Consider the following 20,798-nt stretch of genomic DNA (forward strand, 5'->3'; position numbering starts at 1 on the left):
CGCAGATTGCACGGATCGGAGCAATCCATGAGTCAGACAGTCCAGACTCCGCCCGCCGCGCCGGCCGAGGCCTCGAACCGGGTCACGCTCGGCTGGTCCAACCGCCTCCTCGCGAGGCCCGAGATCGGCGCCCTGGTGGCTGCGGTCGTCATCTTCGTCTTCTTCCTCATCGTGGCGCCGGCCTTCCGCACCCCAGCCTCCTTCTTCACCGTCCTCTACCAGTCCTCGACCATCGGCATCGTCGCGGTCGGGGTCGGGATGCTGATGATCGGCGGTGAGTTCGACCTTTCCGCCGGTGTCACCGTCACCACAGCCGGGCTGTTCAACGCGATGTTCTGCTACCAGCTCGGGATCAACCTGTGGGTCGGCGCGATCCTGTCGCTGGTGCTCTGTCTCGCGATCGGGTTCCTCAACGGCTATCTGGTCATGAGAACCGGGATCCCGAGCTTCCTGATAACCCTGGGCACGTTCTTCGTGCTCCAGGGCGCCAACCTCGGCATCACCAAGCTGGTCACGGGATCCGTGTCCAGCCCGAACATCAACCAGATGGCGGGCTACAGCTCCCTCAACTGGATCTTCGCCAACGAGTGGCAGATCGGCTCGGTCACCCTCTCGATCACCGTCATCTGGTGGTTCATCTTCGTTGCGCTCTCCGCCTACGTGCTGCAGCGGACCAAGATCGGCAACTGGATCTATGCCGTCGGCGGCAACGCCGCCTCGGCCCGCGCGGTCGGAGTGCCCGTCACCAGGGTCAAGGTCGGCCTCTTCATGACCGTGTCGTTCCTCGCGTGGTTCGCCGGTATGCACTACCTGTACAACTACAACACGCTCCAGGCCGGCAACGGCGTCGGCAACGAGTTCCTCTACATCATCGCTGCGGTCGTGGGCGGCACGCTGCTGACCGGCGGTTACGGCAACGCCATCGGCGTCGCCATCGGCGCCTTCATCTTCGGCATGACGAGCCTCTGCATCGTGTATGCCGGGTGGGACCCGAACTGGTTCAAGGCCTTCCTCGGCGTCATGCTGCTGCTCGCCGTGATGGTCAACCTCTACGTCAAGCGACTCTCGACAGCCCGAAAGGTGGGTTGACATGACTGACACCCTTCACGAGCACGCCGACCCGGAGCTGCACAAGGGCGAGCCGCTCGTCGAGATGATCAACATCGGCAAGACCTATGGCGCCATCCGCGCGCTCAAGGGAATCAACCTCACCGTCAACGCCGGAGAGGTCACCTGCGTCCTCGGTGACAACGGCGCGGGCAAGTCGACCCTCATCAAGATCATCTCGGGCCTGCACCCGCACAACGAAGGCACGCTCAAGGTCGATGGGCAGGAGGTCCAGTTCACCAGCCCCCGCGACTCGCTCGCGCACGGGATCGCGACCGTCTACCAGGACCTCGCGGTCGTCAGCCTGATGGAGGTCTGGCGCAACTTCTTCCTCGGCTCCGAGCTCACCTCGTCGAGCGTTCCCCTGGCCCCGCTCAAGATCAGCGAGATGAAGGAGATCGCCGACCAGGAGCTGCGCAAGATGGGCATCGTCGTCAAGGACATCAACCAGCCGATCGGCACCCTGTCGGGCGGTCAGCGCCAGTGTGTCGCCATCGCTCGTGCGGTGTACTTCGGCGCGCGAGTGCTCATCCTCGACGAGCCGACGGCGGCACTCGGCGTCAAGCAGTCCGGCGTCGTGCTCAAGTACACCGCCGCAGCGCGCGATGCGGGCCTCGGGGTCGTCTTCATCACCCACAACCCGCACCACGCCTACCTCGTGGGCAACCACTTCGTCATCCTCAAGCTCGGCCAGGCCGTCCTCGACAAGAAGCGGTCCGAGGTCGCCCTCGACGAGCTGACCCGGCAGATGGCCGGCGGCGACGAGCTGACCGAGCTGTCCCACGAGCTGCAGGGCAGCTGAGGACACGAGGAAAGGAGGCACCATGAGCGTCGCGGTCGCGCACCAGGTGCGGTCGTCGAGCGACCTCGTCCTCGCCGAGGGAGCTCGCCAGGCCCGCTTCCGGGAGACCGGTCTCGTCGTCATCCATGTCGTCGACGCCCTCGACAGCGATGTCGCCGAGGCGACCCGGGCCGGCATCTCCGACTCCGTCGAGCGCGTGCTCGGCTCGACCGGCGCAGAGCCGGTCGAGGTCGACGTGCGCCTCGTCGCCGGAGGGCATGAGATCGGCGACGTGTCCGAGGCGATCCTCACCACCGTCAAGGAGCTGCGCCCCGACCTGCTCGTCATCGGGGCGCGCCGCCGCTCGCCGGTCGGCAAGGCATTCCTCGGCAGCGTCGCGCAGAACATCATCCTCGACTCGGACGTGCCCGTCCTCGTCGTGAAGAGCCCACGGTGACGGCGTGGGGGTGTCATCGTATGAGCATGTCCTGTCATGCCGACGTCGAGTCGCTAGGTTGCGCCCATGTCGAAGACGGTTGACGTCCGGATCGACCGCGGGACACCGGTCCCCCTCTACCACCAGCTGGCGGAGCAGCTGAGCGCTGCCATCACGGCGGGGGACCTCCAGCCCGGGGACCCGTTCGAGAACGAGGTGGCCATGGCGGACCGTCTGGGCCTGTCGCGCCCGACGGTCCGCCGGGCCATCCAGGAGCTCGTCCAGCAGGGCCTGCTGCTGCGCCGCCGGGGCCTCGGCACGACGGTTGCCGCCCGCCAGATCCACCGCCGGGCCGAGCTGACCAGCCTCTACGACGACCTGCGCCGCGAGGGCGGTGGCGCCGAGCCGCGCACGACCGTGCTCACGCACGAGGTCGTCGAGGACGCGGTCGCCGCGACGGCGATGGAGCTGCCCGTGGGGACGCCGCTGCTGCACGTCATGCGGCTGCGCAGCAACGGCGACCGCCCCCTTGCCATCCTGCAGAACTGGCTGCCGCCGCGATACTCCGACATCAGCCGCGACGAGCTCGAGCACGACGGCCTCTACGCCCTGCTCCGGGCCCGCGGAGGCAAACCCGTCGTTGCGCACCAGCGCATCGGCGCTCGCACGCCGTCCGCCTCCGAGCGTCGGCACCTCGGGCTGCGCGCATCCCAGCCGGTCCTGACGATGACCCGCACCGCGTTCGACGCGGTCGGCGACCCGGTCGAGTACGGCGACCACTGCTACCACGCGGAGGACTACACGATCGAGGTCATGCTCGACGAGCGCTGACCCCACCACGTCGTCCTGAGCAACACACCTGGAAACCTCCAGCTCCGTCGAGCTGCAGCTGTGCCGAGGTGACGGTCCGGCGCGGAGCGCCGGCTCCACCCGGGTGTGTTCGGGTCGGTGCCGTGCGTCAGTGGGTCGGCAGGACGAGCGTCAGTATGCCGTTGACGACCGCGACCGCGAAGGCGCAGCTGGCCACCACGAGGAGCAGCCGGCCGCCGGGACCCTCCGCCAGGCCGCGCCCGGAGCGCAGGCTCGCGTTCGCCAGCCGCGAGCGTCTCTCGGCGAGCCACCAGACGAGTCCGCCCCCGACCGCGACGAGGACGACCACGACACCAACCGCGAGCCAGGACCCGCCGGCGAGGAAGAGCCGGGTGACGAGCAGACCGACGCCTGCGAGCGCCAGGCAGGTCCGGCGCCACGCCAGCACGGTGCGCTCCGGCTGAAGGCCCGGGTCCCAGGGCCTTTGCGGCTCAAGGCGGCTCATCTGGCCAGCACACCGACGAGGACCAGGATCGCCGTGGCCGCTCCGACCAGGCTCAGCACGAGCGTCATGGGAGTCGAGGGGAGCGGGCGGCCGAGCCGCATGGCCCGTTCGGCGCGCCGCCAGCCGAACCAGGCCAGGACGGGCGTCGTCGTACCGGCGGCGAGCAGCAGGATCGAGGCGGCGAGCCGCCAGCCGGGATGGATGTCGAGAGCGAGTGCCTCGAGTGCCACCCCGCCGGCGGTCAGCGCGAGGCCGGTGCGGATCCACGCCAGGAAGGTGCGCTCGTTGGCCAGAGTGAACCGCGGGTCAGGCTCGGAACCGACGCCGAAGACCGACTCCGGGAACCGTCTCTCCCCGTTCGATGTGTTCTCGCGCGGCATCCTGCGCCCGACTACATCGACGCGGCGGGCTTGAGGACGTCCAGGCCGAGGAACGGTCGCAGCGCCTCGGGCACGACGACCGAGCCGTCCGGCTGCTGGTGGTTCTCGAGGATCGCCACGAGCCAGCGGGTCGTGCCGAGCGTGCCGTTGAGCGTCGCGACCGCACGCGTGCCCGAACCGTTCGGGTCACGCTCGCGGGTGTTGAGCCGGCGAGCCTGGAACGTCGTGCAGTTCGACGTCGAGGTCAGCTCGCGGTACTTGCCCTGTGTCGGCACCCAGGCCTCGCAGTCGAACTTGCGTGCGGCGGGTGTGCCGAGGTCTCCTGCGGCGGTGTCGATGATGCGGTAGGGCACCTCGATCTTGGCGAGCATCTCGCGCTCCCAGTCGAGCAGTCGCTGGTGCTCGGCCTCGGCGTCCTCGGGCCGGCAGTAGCTGAACATCTCGACCTTGTGGAACTGGTGGACGCGGATGATGCCGCGGGTGTCCTTGCCGTGCGAGCCGGCCTCGCGGCGGTAGCAGGCCGACCACCCGGCATACCGCTTGGGCCCGGCCGAGAGGTCGATGATCTCGTCGGCGTGGTAGCCGGCGAGCGCCACCTCCGACGTGCCCGTGAGGTAGAGGTCGTCGGCCTCGAGGTGGTAGACCTCCTCGGCGTGCGCGTCCATGAAGCCGGCGCCCACCATGATCTCGGGACGGGCCAGCGTCGGGGTGATCATCGGCGTGAACCCGGCTCCGGCGGCCTGGGCCATCGCCATGTTGAGCAGCGCGAGCTCGAGCCGGGCGCCGACACCGGTCAGGTAGTAGAACCGCGCCCCGCCGACCTTGGCACCGCGCTCCATGTCGATGGCACCGAGCCGCTCGCCGAGCGCGAGGTGATCGAGCGGCTCGAAGCCCTCGGCTGCGAAATCCCTTGGGCTGCCGACTGTTTCGAGCACGACATAGTCGTCCTCGCCGCCGGTCGGGACGCCGTCGATGATGACGTTGCCGACCTGGCGCAGCAGCGCGTAGAGCTCGGCCTCGGCGTCCGAGGCGACGCTCTCGAGCGCCTTCACCTCCTCGCTGAACGAGGCGGCGTGAGTGCGCGCCTCGTGGGCGGCCCGCTCGAGCCGGCCGACGTCGCCGTCGCCCGACTTCTTGGCCTTCTGGAAAGCCGCCATCGCCGCGCCGACGTGCTTGCTGACCGTCTTCTGCTCGGCGCGCTTGCCCTCGAACTCGCCGAGGGACGACCGGCGGCGCTCGTCGGCTGCGAGGATCGCGTCCACGATCCCCGGGTCCTCTCCGCGGGCCAGTTGCGAGGCGCGGACCCGGTCGGGTTCGTCGCGCACGAGCTTGATGTCGATCACGCGGGCCAGCCTATCGGCGCCCCGCGTGGACCCACGACCGCGTTTGCGGCACGTCGACCCCAGTCGAGTGGTCACTTCCACACGCCGAGTCCCAGTCGAGTGGTCACGCGGTGTGTGTCGAAGTGACCACTCGACTCCCCCCGCCAGTCGAGTGGTCACTTCCATACGGCGCGCCCGGTCGAGTGGTCGCTCGGTGTGTATCGAAGTGACCACTCGACCGGCTTGGGGCTACTTCACCTCGGCGCGGGTGAGGCGCCAGATCCCGACACCGAGCGGCAGCATGACCCAGACCGCGACGGACACCGCGAGGTGCGCCCACTGCGCCCCGGTCAGAGAGCCCTCGAACAGCGGGGCCATCGTCTGGTTCATGTCGAGCCACTCGGCGGCCGAGTGCAGCCACGACACCATGCCGCCGAGGATCGACCACACGGTCGGCAGGATGAAGTAGACGACGATCGCGGCCGGCGTGTTCTTGAAGAGCATGCCGAACCCGACGCCCTGGGCGATGCCGAGGAGCACGTAGGCGCCGGCACCGAGCAGGACGAGCCCGCCGATGGTCCAGTCGGCCTCGATGCCGCGGAAGGTGATGGCCGACTGGTGCGCGATGCCGGCGAGCACGAGCGAGAACGCGAACGCGCACACCCCGACGACGAGCGCCGAGACCAGCTTGGCCCAGGCGACCCGGATCCGGCGCGGCTCGAGCCCGAACGTGACGAGCCCGGTGCGCTGCGACCACTCCGACGTGACCGCCAGGATGCCGACGACCGGGAGGATGATCGCGATCGGCATGGTCGTGGCCTGGAGGTACTCCTCGAAGCTGTGCTGGCCGCCCTTGTTGAAGAACATGATCGTCAGCGCGACGGCGATGACGGCGCCGATGCCGATGATGAGCCAGCGGCCAGCGCGGGTGTCGAGCATCTTGCGCAGCTCGACGGCGACGAGGCGGGTGAACGGCACGCCCTTGGTCGGGCGCGGGCCGGCGATGCGGTCCGGGATCTTCGCGGTCGCCGGCAGGGCGGACTCGGCGTTCGGGGACGTGACGGTGCCGGTCACGGCGGTCGTAGCGGTCGTGGCGGTCATGCCGCCACCTCCTCTCGTGCGGAGTCGGCCGTGAGGTCGAGGAACATCTCCTCCAGCCCCCGGCTGTCGCCACCGCGCAGCTCGGTCAGGATGATCGCGTTGGCCGCGGCCACGCGGCCCACGGCGATCGGCTCGGCGTCGACCTGGACCCCGCCGGCCGGCGTCCGCTGGGCGACGATGGACTGGGTGGCGAGGGCGCCGATGAGGGCGTCGTCGTCGGTCGAGCGGACGTAGGTCCCCGCCCCGGCGAGCAGCTCACCCTTCGTGCCCTGGGCGACGATCTTGCCGTGGCCGATGACGATGATCTCGTCGGCGACGCGCTCGATCTCGTTGAGCAGGTGCGAGCTGAGCAGGACGGTGCCGCCCTCGTTGGCGTAGCCGCGAAGGAGGTCACGCATCCACCGGATGCCCGCCGGGTCGAGGCCGTTGGCCGGCTCGTCGAGGATGAGCACCTCGGGGTCACCGAGCAGCGCGTGGGCGATGCCGAGGCGCTGGCGCATGCCGAGGGAGTAGTTGCGGACCCGGCGCGAGGCCTCCTTGTCGGTGAGGCCGACGAGCTCGATCATGTCGTCGACCCGGCGACGGTCGACGCCCATGAGGACGGCGCCGAGAGTGAGCACCTCGCGGCCGGTGCGGCCGGCGTGCTGGGCCGAGGCGTCGAGGAGCAGGCCCACGTGGCGGCCGGGGTTGGGCAGAGCGGCATACGGCCTGCCGAGGACGGTCGCGCGACCCGAGGTCGCGGGGGTGAGGCCGGCCATGACCCGCATCGCGGTCGTCTTGCCGGCGCCGTTCGGTCCGAGGAAGCCGGTGACGAGACCGGGCTTGACCTCGAACGAGACATCGTCGACGGCCGTGAACGGGCCGTACCTCTTGGTGAGTCGTTCCACTGTGATCATGACGGCAAGCCTCTCGAAGCCGGATGTGCGCGCACATCAGTCATCAGCCTGATTTCGACCCCTACCAAAGTCGCACCCGACCCTGACGCGAGTCAGGGTCGCGTCCCTGAGCGACGTCCTTTGGTCGGTATGCCGCCCGCCCCCACTCTGCCTACGCTGGGTCGCGTGCCACTTCCTCGCGTCGCCCGGACCCGCCGGGGTCACATCTGGGGTGAGACGTGGCGCCTGGTCGTCGCGTTCCTCTTCGGGCTGGCGATCTGGGGGATGGTCCGCTCGGAGCTGGACACGGTGCATGCCGTGCCCCGGTTCGGCTCGGAGTGGCTGTTCGCCGACCTGCTGCTCGGCGTCGTCGCGACGGTCCTGCTGCTGTGGCGGCGACGCTGGCCCCTCGGGATCGCCCTGACGACAACGCTCCTGAGCAGCGTGTCGTCCGTCGCCATCGGGGCGTCGGCGGTCGCGCTGGTGTCCTTGTCGACCCGTCGGCGGTGGAGGGACCTGGTCGTCATCTCGGTCCCCTACTTCGTGTCCGGCTGGGTCCACGACTGGGTCTTCCGCCCGGGCCTCGAACCCCAGCCGTGGTCGAACGTCATCATCGGCACGCTGGTCTTCGCCGTCCTCGTCGCGATCGGGTGGGCGGTCGGCGAGCGACGGGCCTTCGTGGCGTCGTTGCACGAGCGGGCGGTCACCGCGGAACGCGAGCAGGCGATGCGGGTCGTGCAGGCGAAGCTCGCCGAGCGGGCTCGGATCGCCCGCGAGATGCATGACGTGCTGGCGCACCGGATCTCCTTGGTGTCCATGCATTCCGGGGTGCTCGCCTACCGCAAGGACCTGACGCCGGACGAGGTCGCCGCGACGGCCGAGATCGTCCGCGACAGCGCCAACAAGGCCCTCGCAGAGCTCCGCGCGGTCCTCGGGGTGCTGCGCGACGTGCCGGGCGCCAACGGGTCAGAGCCGGGGACCTCGTCTGGTGGGTCGCCGGATGGGTGGTCGGGCGGGTCGGCAGGTGACGCTGCAGGCGCTCCCGAGCCGCCCCAGCCGACCCTGCGCGACCTCGACGAGCTGCTTGCCGAGGCCACCACCGCAGGTGCGACGGTCGTCATCGAGCGGTCCGGCGACCTCGACGACGTCCCCGAGCAGGTCTCGAGGAATGCGTACCGGATCATCCAGGAGTGCCTGACGAACGCGCGCAAGCACGCGCCGGGCATGACGGCGTCCCTCGCGGTGGCGCGGCGGACCGAGCCCGACGGGACCGACGCCGTGCACGTCATGGTGCGCAACGGCATACCTCACCCGTCGCAGGAGCCGGTCCCATCGGTCGCGCCGGTCGGTTCCACGAGCACCGGCGCCGACGGCATCGGCGGCATCGGCGGCACAGCGCCGAACTCGGTGCCAGAACGGGTCACGGCGCCGCAGGGCGCCGGCATGGGGCTGCTCGGGCTCACCGAGCGGGCCGTGCTCGCCGGCGGTGAGCTGAGGTACGGCCAGGACCGGCGCGGGGACTTCGTCGTCACGGCCCGGCTGCCGTGGGATGCGTGAGCGCCGACGTGTCGGGGATCGAGCGGGTGACACGGGTTGTCCTCGTCGACGACGACGCGCTGGTGCGCGCGGGCCTGCGCATGATCCTCGGCGGCGCCCCCGACCTTGCCGTGGTCGCCGAGGCCGGCGACGGCATCGAGGCCGAGCGCGTGGTCGCCGAGCACCGACCCGACGTCGTGCTCATGGACATCCGGATGCCTCGGCGCGACGGCCTGGAGGCCACTAGGAGGCTGCTGTCCGAGTCTGCGCGCGCGGGCCGCGACCATGAGCTGCGGATCATCGTGCTCACGACCTTCGACGCCGACGACATGGTCGTGCAGGCCCTGCGGGCCGGGGCCAACGGCTTCCTGCTCAAGGACACCGAGCCGGCTCGCCTCGTCGAGGCGGTCCAGCTCGTCGCGTCCGGCCAGCCGATCCTGTCGCCGAGCGTCACCGCGACCCTCATGGCCCACGTCGCCTCTGTCGACTCGGCCGACTCCGCGGAGGCCGCGCGACGACGCTTCGCCCAGGCCCGGCTCGTCGACCTCACCGACCGCGAGCGCGAGGTGGCGCTCGCCATCGGCCGCGGGCTGTCCAACGCCGAGATCTCTCGCGAGCTCTATCTGTCCGTCCCGACCGTCAAGGCCCACGTCTCGCGGATCCTCGACAAGCTCGGCGCCGACAACCGCGTGCAGATCGCCATCGTCGTCCACGACGCCGACCTCCTCTGACGCGCCGGACACGGCGAGCGGAGCGAGCCCAAGTGATGGTTCGGCGCGCGTCGCTCCTGGACTGACGAGCGAAGCGAGCGCCAGCGAGCGAGCCGAGGAGGGAAGGCGCGACATCAGGGCGCGCCGGACACGGCGAGCGGAGCGAGCCCATGTGATAGCGCGCCGGACACGGCGAGCGGAGCGAGCCATGTGATGGTTCGGCGCGCGTCGCTCCTGGACTGACGAGCGAAGCGAGCGCCAGCGAGCGAGCCGAGGAGGGAAGGCGCGACATCAGGGCGCGCCGAACACGGCGAGCGGAGCGAGCCAATGTAATCGAGTGGACGGGACCCGGCCCGGCGGCATACCTTCTCTCCCGTGTGGATCTCCTGATGCCTTCGTGCCCGCCCGCCAGGTCGTGACCTCCGACGTCACCCGCGGGGCCCTGCCGACCATCAAGGACCCTGATGCCATCCACGCTCACCATCTCTGATCTCGACGTCGTCTTCGGCGCTCGCACCCTGTTCACGGGCCTCGACCTGACCCTCGCCGACGGCGACGTCACGGCGGTCGTCGGGCCGAACGGCTCCGGCAAGTCGACCCTGATGCGCACCATCGTCGGCGAGCTCGCCGTCGAGTCGGGCTCGATCCGGCTCGCGCCACGGGACGCGACTGTCGCCTGGCTCCCGCAGGTGCTACCCGACCCGAGCGAGACCCTGCTGGCCTACGCTCGCCGTCGCACCGGGGTCGAAGCGGCCGACGCTGAGCTCGAGTCTGCTTCTGCGGCAATCGCTTCGGCCGTTCCCGACGCTGACGACCGCTACGCTCACGCCCTCGAGCGCTGGCTCGCCCTGGGGGCCGCGGACCTCGAGGACCGGCTGCCCGAGGTCGCCGCGAAGGTGGGCCTCGATGTCGATCCGTCGCGCCCGCTCGGCACGCTCTCCGGCGGACAGGCCGCCCGCGCCTGCCTCGTCGCGGTGCTGCTCAGCCAGTACGACGTGCTGCTGCTCGACGAGCCCACCAACAACCTCGACACGCGCGGCCTCGACCTCATGGCGGACTTCGTCCGCTCGCACGAGGGTCCGGTGCTCATCGCCAGCCACGACCGCAGGTTCCTCGACGAGGTCACCACGAACGTCGTGGAGCTCGACCTGCACCAGCAGCGGATCGGCCACTACACCGGCGGCTACAGCGAGTTCGTGGCCCAGCGGTCGCTCGCCCGGGCCCAGGCGTGGGAGGCGTACGAAGGGTATGCCGCCCGTCGAGACTCGCTGCTGGCCCAGTCGCGCCAGCGGCAGGAGTGGGCCGACAAGGGCCGCCGCAACGTCGCCACGGGCGGCGAGCCTGACAAGCACATCCGCGAGAAGCACCTTGCGCGGGCCGACCGTCAGGCGGCGAAGGGGGCTCGTCTGGAGCGCGCGGCCGACCGCCTCGACAGCGTCGCACAGCCCCGCAAGGAGTGGCAGCTGCGCTACACCATCACCGAGGGCCGGCCGTCCGCCGACGTCGTCGCGACCCTGGCGGACGCGGTGGTCGAGCGGCACGGGTTCAGACTCGGCCCAGTGTCTCTCGTCGTCGGACGCGGCGACCGGATCGCGGTCATCGGCGACAACGGGAGCGGCAAGACGACCCTGCTCAGCGCACTGCTGGGCGACCTTCCTCTGACATCGGGGCGCCAGTCACTCGGCACCCGTGTGTCGGTGGGGGTCCTGGACCAGAGCCGAAGCCTGCTCGACGCCGACGCGCCGGTGGTCGACGTCGTCCGGCGCGCGCTCGGCAAGAGCTCGAGGACGGGCCAGGAGTGGACGCTCGCTGACGTGCGCACCCTGCTGGCCAAGTTCGGGCTCGGGGCGGGGCACATCGGCCGGGCCGCCCGGAGCCTGTCGATGGGCGAGCGGACCCGGGCGCTGATGGCGCTGTTCCAGGGCCGCGAGGTGAACGTCCTCGTGCTCGACGAGCCGACGAACCACCTCGACGTCGACGCGATCGAGCAGCTCGAGGCCGCGGTGGCGGCCTTCTCGGGGACCGTGCTCGTGGTGAGCCACGACGCGAGCCTGCTCGACGGCATACGGCTCACTCATCGGTGGACCCTGGCCGACGGCGAGGTGGCGGTGGAGGTCCTCTGAGCCCTGGCGATCGCGGCAGGTCGGGGAGATCCTCGCGCACGTGGTGCGTGGAAACCTCCCCGACCCAGGGCGGAGTCCCTCCCATTGGGCGACGATCTGCGCCACGCTGGGTCCATGCCAGCAACGACGGTCGTCCTCTTCGGTGCCACCGGTGACCTCGCCAAGCGCAAGCTCCTCCCGGGGGTGCTGCACCTGCACGAGACCCAGCTGATCGAGGGGCTGCGCGTCGTGGCCACCTCACTCGACGAGCTGACCCGGGACGAGTTCCTCGAGCTCGTCTTCACCTCGATCCGCGAGCACAGCAGCCACGACGTGAGTGACAACGACCTGCGCGACTTCGCCGAACGCATCCACTGGGTGCCGGGAAGCCTTGGGCCAGAAGGGATTCGCAAGGCGGTCGATGAGTCCGAGGACATCATCGGGGCGGACGCGTGGCGTCTGCACTACCTGTCGGTGCCCCCCAAGGCCGCCCTCGCCGTCGTGGACCAGCTCGCCCAGGCCGGGCTCGTCGAGCGCAGCCGGATCATCATGGAGAAGCCGTTCGGCGTCGACCTCGTGACCGCGAAGGCTCTCAACGCCCACCTGCACGAGGTCTTCGACGAGGACCAGATCTTCCGGATCGACCACTTCCTCGGCAAGGAGGCGGCGCAGAACATCCTCGCCTTCCGCTTCGCCAACGGCCTCTTCGAGCCGATCTGGCACCGCAACCACATCGACCACATCCAGATCGACGTGCCGGAGACGCTGGGCCTGTCGCAGCGCGCGGACTTCTACGAGGGCACCGGTGCCTACCGCGACATGGTCGTGACCCACCTGTTCCAGGTGCTCGCCTTCACCGCGATGGAGCCGCCGACCGCGCTCGAGCCGCACGCGATCAGCGAGGAGAAGAACAAGGTCTTCCGCTCCATGTCGCCGATCGACCCGCACGACGTCGTACGCGGCCAGTACGTCGGGTATCGCAACGAGCCGGGCGTGCGCTTCGACAGCCAGACCGAGACCTTCGTGGCCCTCAAGTGCTACGTCGACAACTGGCGCTGGGCAGGCGTGCCGTTCTACCTGCGCACCGGCAAGCGCCTGGCTGAGGGCGCCCGGATCATCTCCATCGCGTTCAAGGAGCCGCCGCGCTCGATGTTCCCGCCCGGCTCCGGCGTCGGCGACAACGGCCCGGACCACCTGACCTTCGACCTCGCCGACAAGTCGCGGATGTCGCTGTCGTTCTATGGCAAGCGCCCCGGCCCGGGCATGAAGCTCGACAAGCTCTCGATGCAGTTCTCCGTGCAGGAGACCGACTGGGCGGGGTCCGTGCTCGAGGCGTACGAGCGCCTCATCTACGACGCGGCCCGCGGCGACCGGACCCTGTTCACCTCCGCCGACGGCATCGAGCGCCTGTGGGCGATCAGCCAGCCGCTGCTCGAGAACCCGCCCATCGTGCGCCCGTACGAGCCCGGCACATGGGGCCCGAACCAGATCCACCAGCTCGTCGCGCCGTGGACCTGGCGCCTGCCGTTCGAGCGGCGCTGGCGCGACCCGAACGTCAGCGGCTCCTGAGCGGGTCGCGGGTGAAACCCTTGTAGCGCGTGCCCTGGTGGATGAGGTGGCCCCGGTCGCCCTCGGCGAGCTGGCCGAACTCCGCGCCGTTGACCTGCAGCTCCCGCCGATCGCCTGATGGCTCCTCGAACGTGACGTGGTACGACGTCGTGGTCGCGTGGTCCCCATGGCGGTCGAGGTCCTGGCGACGTGACACGACCATCGCGTCGACGCTGCGCAGCGGCGCCTCGTTGGTGGCACGCCACTGGCTCAGACCCTTGACGAAGGCCATCCCGAACACGGTGACGGCGCCCGTCGCGATGACGGCGAAGAAGAAGTAGAACGCTCCGGACGGTCCCGGAAGCCCGCTGTCGAACGGCATACGAACCCCTGCTGTGCTCACGGGCCCCGATGCCCGGCCAACCACATGGTGACCTGCGCAGTGTGCCACCGCGAGCGGCGCAGCGTGCCGATTATTCGCCCGGGTACTGCACCCCGACCTGGCGGCGGACCTCGTCCATCGTCTCCATGACACGCAGCGTCGTCGCCTGCGGCATGACCTGCGACTCGGTTTCGCCGGCGACGAGGCACCGCGCGAACTCCGCGGCTTCGTAGGAGAACCCACGCAGGTCGTCGGGCAGCCCGCCGGGCCGCTCGTCGAGCACGTCGTTGGTGCGGCTGACGAGGCGGATCGTCGAGCGGGCGCTGTAGAAGGAGCTGCTCAGCTCGAGCCGGGCCTCGGTGCCGGCGACCACGGCAGTGCACGGCGTGACCCCCGACATCGTGCAGGAGAGCAGACCCTGGGCGCCGCTCTCGCCGGTGACGGTGACAGAGGTGGTCGCGTCGACACCGAGGTCGGTCAGGGTGCCGCGGGCGGAGACGGAGACCGGAGCGCCGAGCACGAGGTCTGCGAACGAGACCGGGTAGACACCGAGGTCGAGCAGCGCCCCTCCGGCGAGCTCCGGATCGGACAGGCGCGCCGGACCGCCGGGATACAGCCGCTGGCCGTGGTCGGCGAACAGCGCCACGACGTCCCCGATCAGTCCGGACTCGACGACGTGCCGCACGACGTCGTACTGCGGCATGAAGCGGCTCCACATGGCCTCGATCACGAGCAGACCGCGCTCCTGCGCGGCCCAGAACACCTCGCGCGTCTCGTCGGCGCTGCGCGCGAAGGCCTTCTCGACGAGCACCGGCTTGCCGGCCTCGATCGCGAGCAGGGCGTGCGCCCGGTGCTCGGAGTGGGGCGAGGCGACGTAGACCGCGTCGACGTCGGGGTCGGCGACGAGGTCCTCGTAGCTGCCATAGGCGCGGCCGATCCCGAACTCGTCGGCGAAGTCCTGCGCCCGCTCCCGGCTCCGCGACCCGACCGCCACGACCTGCGACGCGGTGCCCACGGCGACGGCGTCGGCGAACGTGTGCGCGATGCCGCCCGGTGCCAGGATGCCCCACCGGATCGCCGGCGCCGCGTGCGGGTCGGGCGTGCGTGCCTCGGGCAGCCGCAGCTGCACGTCGATCGGCAGTGTCATGCGTTCACATCCCAGAGGTGGTGCTGGACGTCGTGCAGGAAGTAGAGCGCGAGGGTCGCCGCGGTGAACTCGGAGCCGTTGCTGCGCAACGCCGGCCACTGCCACTGCTCGCCGCTCGGGCGTTCGTATGCCGTTGTCGCAGCCTCGAACGCCTCCGCCAGCTCACGCATCACGGCTTCCGGGTCGGCGCGCCAGTACTGCTTCTCGTTCGCTGTCTCGTCCTGGTCCCAGTTGGCGAACTGTACGACCGCGCCGCCACCGGCCAGGATCTGCTCGATCCGCCCCCGCATCACGTCGCAGACGTCCTGGACGTGGCAGGTGTACTCCAGCGGCGACCACACGCCGGGCGCGGGCCGGGCGAACACGTCGTCGCGGACGAGCACAGCGGCATACCGTGCGGCCGCCTCACGCAGGCGGGCCGGGACGTCCTGGGGGCGCATCTCCTCGGCGTCGAAGCCGCATTCCGGACACGCGCGCGACAGCACCCAGGTCCAGTCGGAGTCGTCCGGGGTGGCGGGCCCCGGGTCGGTGATCGGCCCTGTGGTCGGCGCGGTCGGCTCGGTCATGCGCCACAGCCTAGGCCCCGACGGCCCGGCGATTCCGGGCGCCCACGCACGTGACGATAACGTTCTCAGGTGCTCAAGGACTACCTGCCGTGGATCATCGCCGGCGCCGTGGTGCTGGCGCTGGTCATCGGCGGCGTCGTGCTCAACCGTGTCTCGCCGGCGACGACGGCGACCTTCCGCCGCCGCGGCCGCCCTCGCCCGCCCCGGGGGCACTTCCGCAGCGGGGACATTCCGGACGTCCAGCTGAAGCGCGCGGCGGTCGTGGTCAACCCGACGAAGTTCGCCGACCTGCCCAACCTGCGCGAGCGGATCACCGCCACCTGCCACGGGAACGGGTGGGGCGACCCGATGTTCTACGAGACGACAGCCGACGACCCCGGCGCCGGCCAGGCGGCGCAGGCGCTCCGCGACGGGGCCGACATCGTCTGCAGCCTCGGCGGCGACGGAACCGTGCGCAACGTCGCACGGGCGCTGATCGGCACCGAGACTCCTCTCGGGATCCTCGCCGCAGGCACCGGCAACCTGCTCGCTCGCAACCTCGACCTGCCGGTGGCCCTGGATCTCGCGGTGACCGTCGCCCTCACCGGGCGCAACCGGCGCATCGACGTGGGCGAGATCGTCATCTCGAACGGGCCGACGGACCCGGCACTCGCGCAGGCCGAAACCCTCGACGAGGCAGAGCCGTTCACGACCCACCCGTTCCTCGTCATGAGCGGGCTGGGGATGGACGCCGAGATCATGGCCGGCACGAACGAGAACCTCAAGAACAAGGTGGGCTGGCCGGCTTACATGGTGTCGGGGCTCAAGCACCTCGTCTCGCCCGAGTTCCGGATCTCGGTGAAGGTGGACGACGAGCTGGAGTTCCGGCGCCGCGCGCGCATGGTCGTCGTCGGCAACGTCGGGCGCCTGCTCGGCGGCCTCGTCCTCATGCCCAACGCACGCGTCGACGACGCACAGCTCGACGCCGTCATCGCGTCGCCGCGAGGCGTCGTCGGGTGGGTGCCGGTCGCGACCCGCGTCGTGACGCGCAGCCGCAAGGGTCACCCGACCCTGGACCACAAGGTGTGCAAGGAGATTCGCGTCCGCACCGATCGCCCGGTGCCCGTCCAGATCGACGGTGACGTCATCGGCGAGGCTACGGAGATCACGGCGACCGTGCGACCGGCCGCCCTGACGGTCCGCGTCAGCCAGGTCTGACCCCGGGCGACCACCACGCCTGAAGCCACTGGTACGGCGTGAAGCCACCCGCGCACGGGTGGCTTCAGACTCTGTCGGTGTCTCGGTGCCGGACCGGCGGCCTCAGCTGCTCTCCGCCAGACTCCGCATGGTCCAAAGCTCGGTGCGCATCCGCCGGGGCTGGCGCAGTGCATAGAGGACCGCCCCGCCGATGTCCGTGGGTTCCATGAACGGGCCATCGGCGGGGTCGGCGTCGCCGAACCGCCCGTCGGCCGCGGCGAAGGCCGTGTTGACGCCGGCTGGCGCGATGACGGTGGTTCGAATCCCTTCGGAGCGCAGCTCCCGGTCGAGCGCGTAGCCCAGGTTGACCTGCGCACCCTTCGTGGCGGCATACACCGCTTCCTTGCCGCCCCCGATGAGCAGGCCGGCCACGGACCCGATGATGACGATGTCGCCACCGTCACCCTGGGCGCGGAACTGCCTGACGGCTGCCCGGGCCAGCCAGACCGTGCCCTTGACGTTGACGTCCACCATGAGCTCGACCTGCCCGGCGGAGTAGTCGAGCAGGCCGCCGTAGAAGCCGACTGCGGCGTTCGCGACGACGCTGTCGACCCGCCCGAAGGCCTCGACCCCCCGCGCGACGAGCGCGTCACCGGTCGCCTCGGCACGGACGTCGCCGACGACGGCACGGACCCGCTCGCCGCCCACCGCGAGCAGCGGCTCGAGGGCATCCCCCCTGACGTCCCCGGCGACGACCCGGGCACCCGCTTCGAGCAGCGCGTGGACCGTCGCGCCACCGATGCCTCCGCCGGCACCGGTGACGACGACGACCGTCCCGTCGAGGCTTCGAGGGTCCAGACTCCTCACTTGACCGCACCCATCGACAGGCCGCGAACCAGCTGCTTCTGGGCGATCCAGCCGGCGAGGATGACCGGCAGCACCGCGATCGTCGCTGCGGCGGACAGCACCGCGAGGAACTGGCCGCGCCCGCTGACGAAGCTGCCGAGGAACGGTGGGGTCGTGCGGGCCGCGGAGCTGGTGAGCAGCAGGGCGAGGAAGTACTCGTTCCACGCGAAGATGAAGCTGATCAGCGCCGCAGCGGCGATCCCGGGCAGGACGAGCGGCAGGACGATCCGCACGATCTCACGGTAGAGCCCGGCGCCGTCGACCCTGGCCGCCTCGATGATCTCGTAGGGGACCTCGAGGAAGAACGACCGCATCATCCACACGGTCACCGGCAGGTTCATCGCACCGTAGACGATGGCGAGTGCGTAGATGTTGTCCAGCATCCCGATGTTCTTGAGGATCAGGAACAGCGGGAGCACGACGGCTGCCAGCGGCATGAACCGGGTCGAGATGAAGAAGGTCAGCGACGACTCGACCTTCTTGACCCGCCGGATGCTCAGCGCGTACGCGGCCGGGATCGCGAGGCCGACCGCGATGATCGTGGCGACGACGGATGCGGTAAGGGAGTTCTGCAGGTAGGCGCCCATCCCGCGGTCCATCGCGGTCTGGTAGCCCTCGGTCGTCGGGGTGAAGAAGATCGTGGGGTTGACCGACGACGCGACCGACTCCGGCTTCATGCCGTTGATGAACATCCAGAAGACCGGGAAGAAGAAGATGAGCACGAGGGCCCAGGTGAGGATGTTGAGCGCGGTGTTCCTGAGTGCCGGGTTTCTTACTGCGGAGTTCATCGACTGCCTCCTGCCATGAAGACCTTGAACAGGGTTCGAAGGGCGATCGTCGCCACGATGATCGTGAGGATGACGGTGACGACGCCGTATGCCGCCGCCTGCCCGACGTCGAGACCGATGAAGGCCCGCTCGTAGAGCAGGTAGGCCAGGGTCTTCGTGCCGCCGGTGCCCTTGGTGAGGATGGCGATGGGGTCGAAGACCTGCAGGAGGATGACCGACCCGAGCAGCACACCGATCTCGATGTACATCCGCAGGTGCGGCAGCGTGATCCACGTGAAGGTCCGCCACGTTCCGGCGCCGTCGACCTGCGCAGCCTCGAGCGTCTCCTTGGACTGGCCCGAGAGGCCGGCCAGCAGGATCAGCATCATGAACGGGGTGAACTGCCAGGTCAGCACGATGACGACCGCGGCCATCGGGTAGTCCGTGATCCAGGACACCTCGCCCAGCCCGAGGGTGCGCAGCAGCCAGTTGATCATCCCGATGTTCGTGTCGAACATCGAGTACTTCCAGATCAGTGACGCGGCGACCGGCATGACCAGGAACGGGGTGATCATGAGCGTGCGCGCGATGGGCCGACCCGGCAGCTTCCGGTCCAGGAGGATGGCGAACAGGAGCCCGAAGAGCAGGGAGAGCACGACGGAGAACCCGGTGATGAGCACTGTCGCGCGCACGGACGACCACAGCTCACCGGACGTCAGGGCCGTCTTGTAGTTGTCGAGACCGCTGAAGCCACGGTCGTTGGGGTAGAGCAGGTTGTACTTCATGAACGAGAAGGCGACCGTCACGAGGAACGGGATCTGCGTGAGCAGGACGAGGAAGATGACGGCCGGCAGCAGCAGGCCCCGGTTGGTCATCAGCTCCTTGCGCTGCAGTCGGCGCCGGTCCGTCGCGGTGCGCGCCTCGACGTCGTCGAGGTCGGTGGACGGGGTCGGGTTGATGGTCGTGGTCATGTCGACACTCCCTTGTGCGACCGGATGGGAGAACGGGGTGCGGATGCCGGGCCCGCCGAGGATGGCTTCTGCCCGAGGGCGAGCCCGGCACGCACGTCAGGAGGTGAGGTTCACTTGTGCTTGTCGCCTGCCGCCTGGGCGTCGGACTGACACTTGCTCAGCGTGTCGTCGACGGACGAGCGGTTCGCCAGGTAGTCCGCGACGTACTGCGCGCACTTGTTGCCGACGTCCTGGAACTCGGGGATCGAGACGTACTGGATGCCGACCCACGGCTGCGGGTTCACGCCCGGCTGCTTCGGGTTGACCGAGCTCATGACCTCGAGCGTGATCGGGGCATACGCCTTCGCGGCGTCCTTGTACTCCGGGATGGAGTACGTCGAGGTGCGCGAGCCCGGCGGCACGTTCGACCAGCCGATCTTCTGGCCGACCAGCTTGATGTAGTCCTTGCTCGTGGCCCACTTGACGAAGTCGAGCGCCGCGGCCTTGTTCTTCGTCGTGGCCGGGATGGCGAGGTTCCAGCTCCACAGCCAGCCGGACTCCTTGGTCTTGTCGACCGGCATGTGCGCGTAGCCCATCTTGCCCTTGACCGGCGAGTCGCTGGCCTCGAGCAACGACGCGGCGACCGACGCGTCCGCCCACATGGCGGCCTTGCCCTCCTTGAGCGCGGTCAGGCACTCGTTGAAGCTGTAGGAGACCGGGTCCTTCTCGCCGGAGTTGTCGAGCAGCTGCTTGTAGAAGGTGAGGGCCTGCTTCCACTCCGGCGTGTTCACCGTGGCGTTCCACTTCGAGTCGTACCAGTTGCCTCCGAAGGTCTGCACGACGGTGGTCAGCGGCGCGAAGAGGTCACCCCAGCCGGGCTTGCCGCGCATGCAGATGCCGGCCATGTCGGGCGTGTTGACCTTCTTCGCGGCGTCCGCGACCTGCTGCCAGGTCGGGTTCGTCGGGATGGTGACCCCTGCCTTGTCGAGGACCTCCTTGTTGTACATGAGGATCGAGGACTCGCCGTAGAACGGGACCGCGAAGAGCTTGCCCTGGTAGGTGTTGACGTCACGGACGGGCGGGAGGATGTCGTTGAGGTCGTAAGAGGAGTCCGACTGCAGGTCGGACGTGAGGTCGACGAGCCATCCGTTGGCGCCCCACTGCGGTGTCTCGTAGGCGCCGATCGTGACGATGTCGTACTGGCCGGCGCCGCTGGCGACGTCGGCGGTGACCGCGGCGCGCAGGTCGCCCTCCTCCATGACCTGGAAGTTGACCTTGGTGCCGGGGTGGGACGACTCGTACTCGGTCTTGAGCTTCTCCATGTCCTTCATCTGGCCGTTGTTCACGGTGGCCAGGGTCAAGGTGACGTTGCCGCCGGCAGCTCCCGTGCCGCCGCCCGACGAGACAGCCCCCGACGAGCACGCACTGAGCGCCGCCGCGAACGCCATAGCGCCCGCACCGAGGCTCACCATGCGCTTGTTCCCTCGCATACCTAACTCCTTTGGTAGGGACTTCATCGAGACACCGGCGCGGCCGACCTGACGGGACGGCCGTCCAGGCCCGAAGGGCCCCTCGTGCACGGACGCCTCTGCGTCGATCCGCACCGGAATGCTGGAAACCTAGGCAGACCCCCAGGGACCGACAAGCACCATCGGGCGCGCAGTTTCGGTACTATTTTTCGCACCCCCGAT

Annotated in this window: 21 protein-coding genes; 9 read left to right on the top strand and 12 right to left on the bottom strand. The window is 69.6% G+C overall.

Features of this window, described 5'->3' with window-relative positions:
• Nucleotides 1-27 precede the first annotated feature (27 nt).
• The 4 genes from ACWEOW_RS05445 (at nt 28) to ACWEOW_RS05460 (ending at nt 3,155) form a co-directional block, all read left to right on the top strand.
• A complete protein-coding gene (locus tag ACWEOW_RS05445) occupies nt 28-1,089 on the top strand; it encodes an ABC transporter permease (protein ID WP_452268147.1) in 1,062 nt (353 codons plus the stop codon).
• 1 nt (nt 1,090) lies between these two features.
• Nucleotides 1,091-1,909 (top strand): ATP-binding cassette domain-containing protein, encoded by an 819-nt coding sequence (locus ACWEOW_RS05450; protein ID WP_452268148.1) that lies wholly within the window; start codon nt 1,091-1,093, stop codon nt 1,907-1,909.
• A 22-nt stretch (nt 1,910-1,931) separates the two neighbouring features.
• Entirely contained in the window at nt 1,932-2,345 is a 414-nt protein-coding gene (locus tag ACWEOW_RS05455; RefSeq protein ID WP_452268149.1) for a universal stress protein, read from the top strand.
• Between the two features lie 66 nt (nt 2,346-2,411).
• On the top strand, nt 2,412-3,155 hold the full coding sequence (locus tag ACWEOW_RS05460) for a GntR family transcriptional regulator (protein ID WP_452268150.1): 744 nt from the start codon (nt 2,412-2,414) through the stop codon (nt 3,153-3,155).
• A 127-nt stretch (nt 3,156-3,282) separates the two neighbouring features.
• Here the strand turns inward: ACWEOW_RS05460 and ACWEOW_RS05465 are convergent, their stop codons facing one another.
• The 5 genes from ACWEOW_RS05465 to ACWEOW_RS05485 all read right to left on the bottom strand — a co-directional run bounded on the left by ACWEOW_RS05465 (nt 3,283) and on the right by ACWEOW_RS05485 (nt 7,338).
• On the bottom strand, nt 3,283-3,639 hold the full coding sequence (locus ACWEOW_RS05465) for a DUF202 domain-containing protein (RefSeq protein ID WP_452268151.1): 357 nt from the start codon (nt 3,637-3,639) through the stop codon (nt 3,283-3,285).
• Nucleotides 3,636-4,019 (bottom strand): YidH family protein, encoded by a 384-nt coding sequence (locus tag ACWEOW_RS05470; protein WP_452268152.1) that lies wholly within the window; start codon nt 4,017-4,019, stop codon nt 3,636-3,638. Before ACWEOW_RS05470 ends, ACWEOW_RS05465 begins: the two co-directional genes overlap by 4 nt.
• Before the next feature lie 11 nt (nt 4,020-4,030).
• Nucleotides 4,031-5,362, bottom strand: a complete 1,332-nt coding sequence (gene serS, locus ACWEOW_RS05475) for a serine--tRNA ligase (RefSeq protein WP_452268153.1) — start codon at nt 5,360-5,362, stop codon at nt 4,031-4,033.
• 228 nt (nt 5,363-5,590) lie between these two features.
• The gene (locus tag ACWEOW_RS05480; protein WP_452268154.1) at nt 5,591-6,442 is read right to left on the bottom strand and encodes an ABC transporter permease; all 852 of its coding nucleotides are present in this window, start codon (nt 6,440-6,442) and stop codon (nt 5,591-5,593) included.
• A complete protein-coding gene (locus ACWEOW_RS05485) occupies nt 6,439-7,338 on the bottom strand; it encodes an ABC transporter ATP-binding protein (protein WP_452268155.1) in 900 nt (299 codons plus the stop codon). The genes ACWEOW_RS05480 and ACWEOW_RS05485 overlap by 4 nt, the downstream gene beginning before the upstream one ends.
• Nucleotides 7,339-7,503: 165 nt before the next feature.
• Here ACWEOW_RS05485 and ACWEOW_RS05490 point away from each other — a divergent pair, with 165 nt between their 5' ends.
• From ACWEOW_RS05490 to zwf, 4 genes are all read left to right on the top strand, one after another.
• On the top strand, nt 7,504-8,874 hold the full coding sequence (locus ACWEOW_RS05490) for a sensor histidine kinase (RefSeq protein ID WP_452268156.1): 1,371 nt from the start codon (nt 7,504-7,506) through the stop codon (nt 8,872-8,874).
• The gene (locus tag ACWEOW_RS05495) at nt 8,871-9,584 is read left to right on the top strand and encodes a response regulator (RefSeq protein WP_452268157.1); all 714 of its coding nucleotides are present in this window, start codon (nt 8,871-8,873) and stop codon (nt 9,582-9,584) included. The genes ACWEOW_RS05490 and ACWEOW_RS05495 overlap by 4 nt, the downstream gene beginning before the upstream one ends.
• Before the next feature lie 443 nt (nt 9,585-10,027).
• On the top strand, nt 10,028-11,686 hold the full coding sequence (locus ACWEOW_RS05500; RefSeq protein ID WP_452268158.1) for an ABC-F family ATP-binding cassette domain-containing protein: 1,659 nt from the start codon (nt 10,028-10,030) through the stop codon (nt 11,684-11,686).
• Between the two features lie 114 nt (nt 11,687-11,800).
• Nucleotides 11,801-13,234, top strand: coding sequence for a glucose-6-phosphate dehydrogenase (gene zwf, locus ACWEOW_RS05505; protein ID WP_452268159.1), 1,434 nt, complete (start codon nt 11,801-11,803; stop codon nt 13,232-13,234).
• On the opposite strand, the gene ACWEOW_RS05510 is transcribed toward zwf, so the two are convergent.
• The 3 genes from ACWEOW_RS05510 to ACWEOW_RS05520 all read right to left on the bottom strand — a co-directional run bounded on the left by ACWEOW_RS05510 (nt 13,221) and on the right by ACWEOW_RS05520 (nt 15,308).
• Entirely contained in the window at nt 13,221-13,616 is a 396-nt protein-coding gene (locus ACWEOW_RS05510) for a DUF2500 domain-containing protein (RefSeq protein ID WP_452268160.1), read from the bottom strand. The genes zwf and ACWEOW_RS05510 overlap by 14 nt on opposite strands.
• 70 nt (nt 13,617-13,686) lie before the next feature.
• On the bottom strand, nt 13,687-14,742 hold the full coding sequence (locus ACWEOW_RS05515; protein WP_452268161.1) for a Gfo/Idh/MocA family protein: 1,056 nt from the start codon (nt 14,740-14,742) through the stop codon (nt 13,687-13,689).
• Entirely contained in the window at nt 14,739-15,308 is a 570-nt protein-coding gene (locus ACWEOW_RS05520; RefSeq protein WP_452268162.1) for a DinB family protein, read from the bottom strand. Before ACWEOW_RS05520 ends, ACWEOW_RS05515 begins: the two co-directional genes overlap by 4 nt.
• 69 nt (nt 15,309-15,377) lie before the next feature.
• Between ACWEOW_RS05520 and ACWEOW_RS05525 the strand changes: the two genes are divergently transcribed.
• Nucleotides 15,378-16,505, top strand: a complete 1,128-nt coding sequence (locus ACWEOW_RS05525) for a diacylglycerol/lipid kinase family protein (RefSeq protein ID WP_452268163.1) — start codon at nt 15,378-15,380, stop codon at nt 16,503-16,505.
• A gap of 102 nt (nt 16,506-16,607) precedes the next feature.
• On the opposite strand, the gene ACWEOW_RS05530 is transcribed toward ACWEOW_RS05525, so the two are convergent.
• The 4 genes from ACWEOW_RS05530 to ACWEOW_RS05545 form a co-directional block, all read right to left on the bottom strand.
• Complete coding sequence (locus tag ACWEOW_RS05530; protein WP_452268164.1) at nt 16,608-17,351, bottom strand: SDR family oxidoreductase; 744 nt, start codon at nt 17,349-17,351, stop codon at nt 16,608-16,610.
• Entirely contained in the window at nt 17,348-18,178 is an 831-nt protein-coding gene (locus tag ACWEOW_RS05535) for a carbohydrate ABC transporter permease (RefSeq protein WP_452268165.1), read from the bottom strand. The genes ACWEOW_RS05530 and ACWEOW_RS05535 overlap by 4 nt, the downstream gene beginning before the upstream one ends.
• Nucleotides 18,175-19,128 (bottom strand): carbohydrate ABC transporter permease, encoded by a 954-nt coding sequence (locus tag ACWEOW_RS05540; protein ID WP_452268166.1) that lies wholly within the window; start codon nt 19,126-19,128, stop codon nt 18,175-18,177. The genes ACWEOW_RS05535 and ACWEOW_RS05540 overlap by 4 nt, the downstream gene beginning before the upstream one ends.
• 110 nt (nt 19,129-19,238) lie before the next feature.
• Entirely contained in the window at nt 19,239-20,597 is a 1,359-nt protein-coding gene (locus ACWEOW_RS05545) for an ABC transporter substrate-binding protein (RefSeq protein WP_452268167.1), read from the bottom strand.
• Between the last annotated feature and the right edge of the window lie 201 nt (nt 20,598-20,798).

Source organism: Monashia sp. NPDC004114, assembly GCF_053603855.1.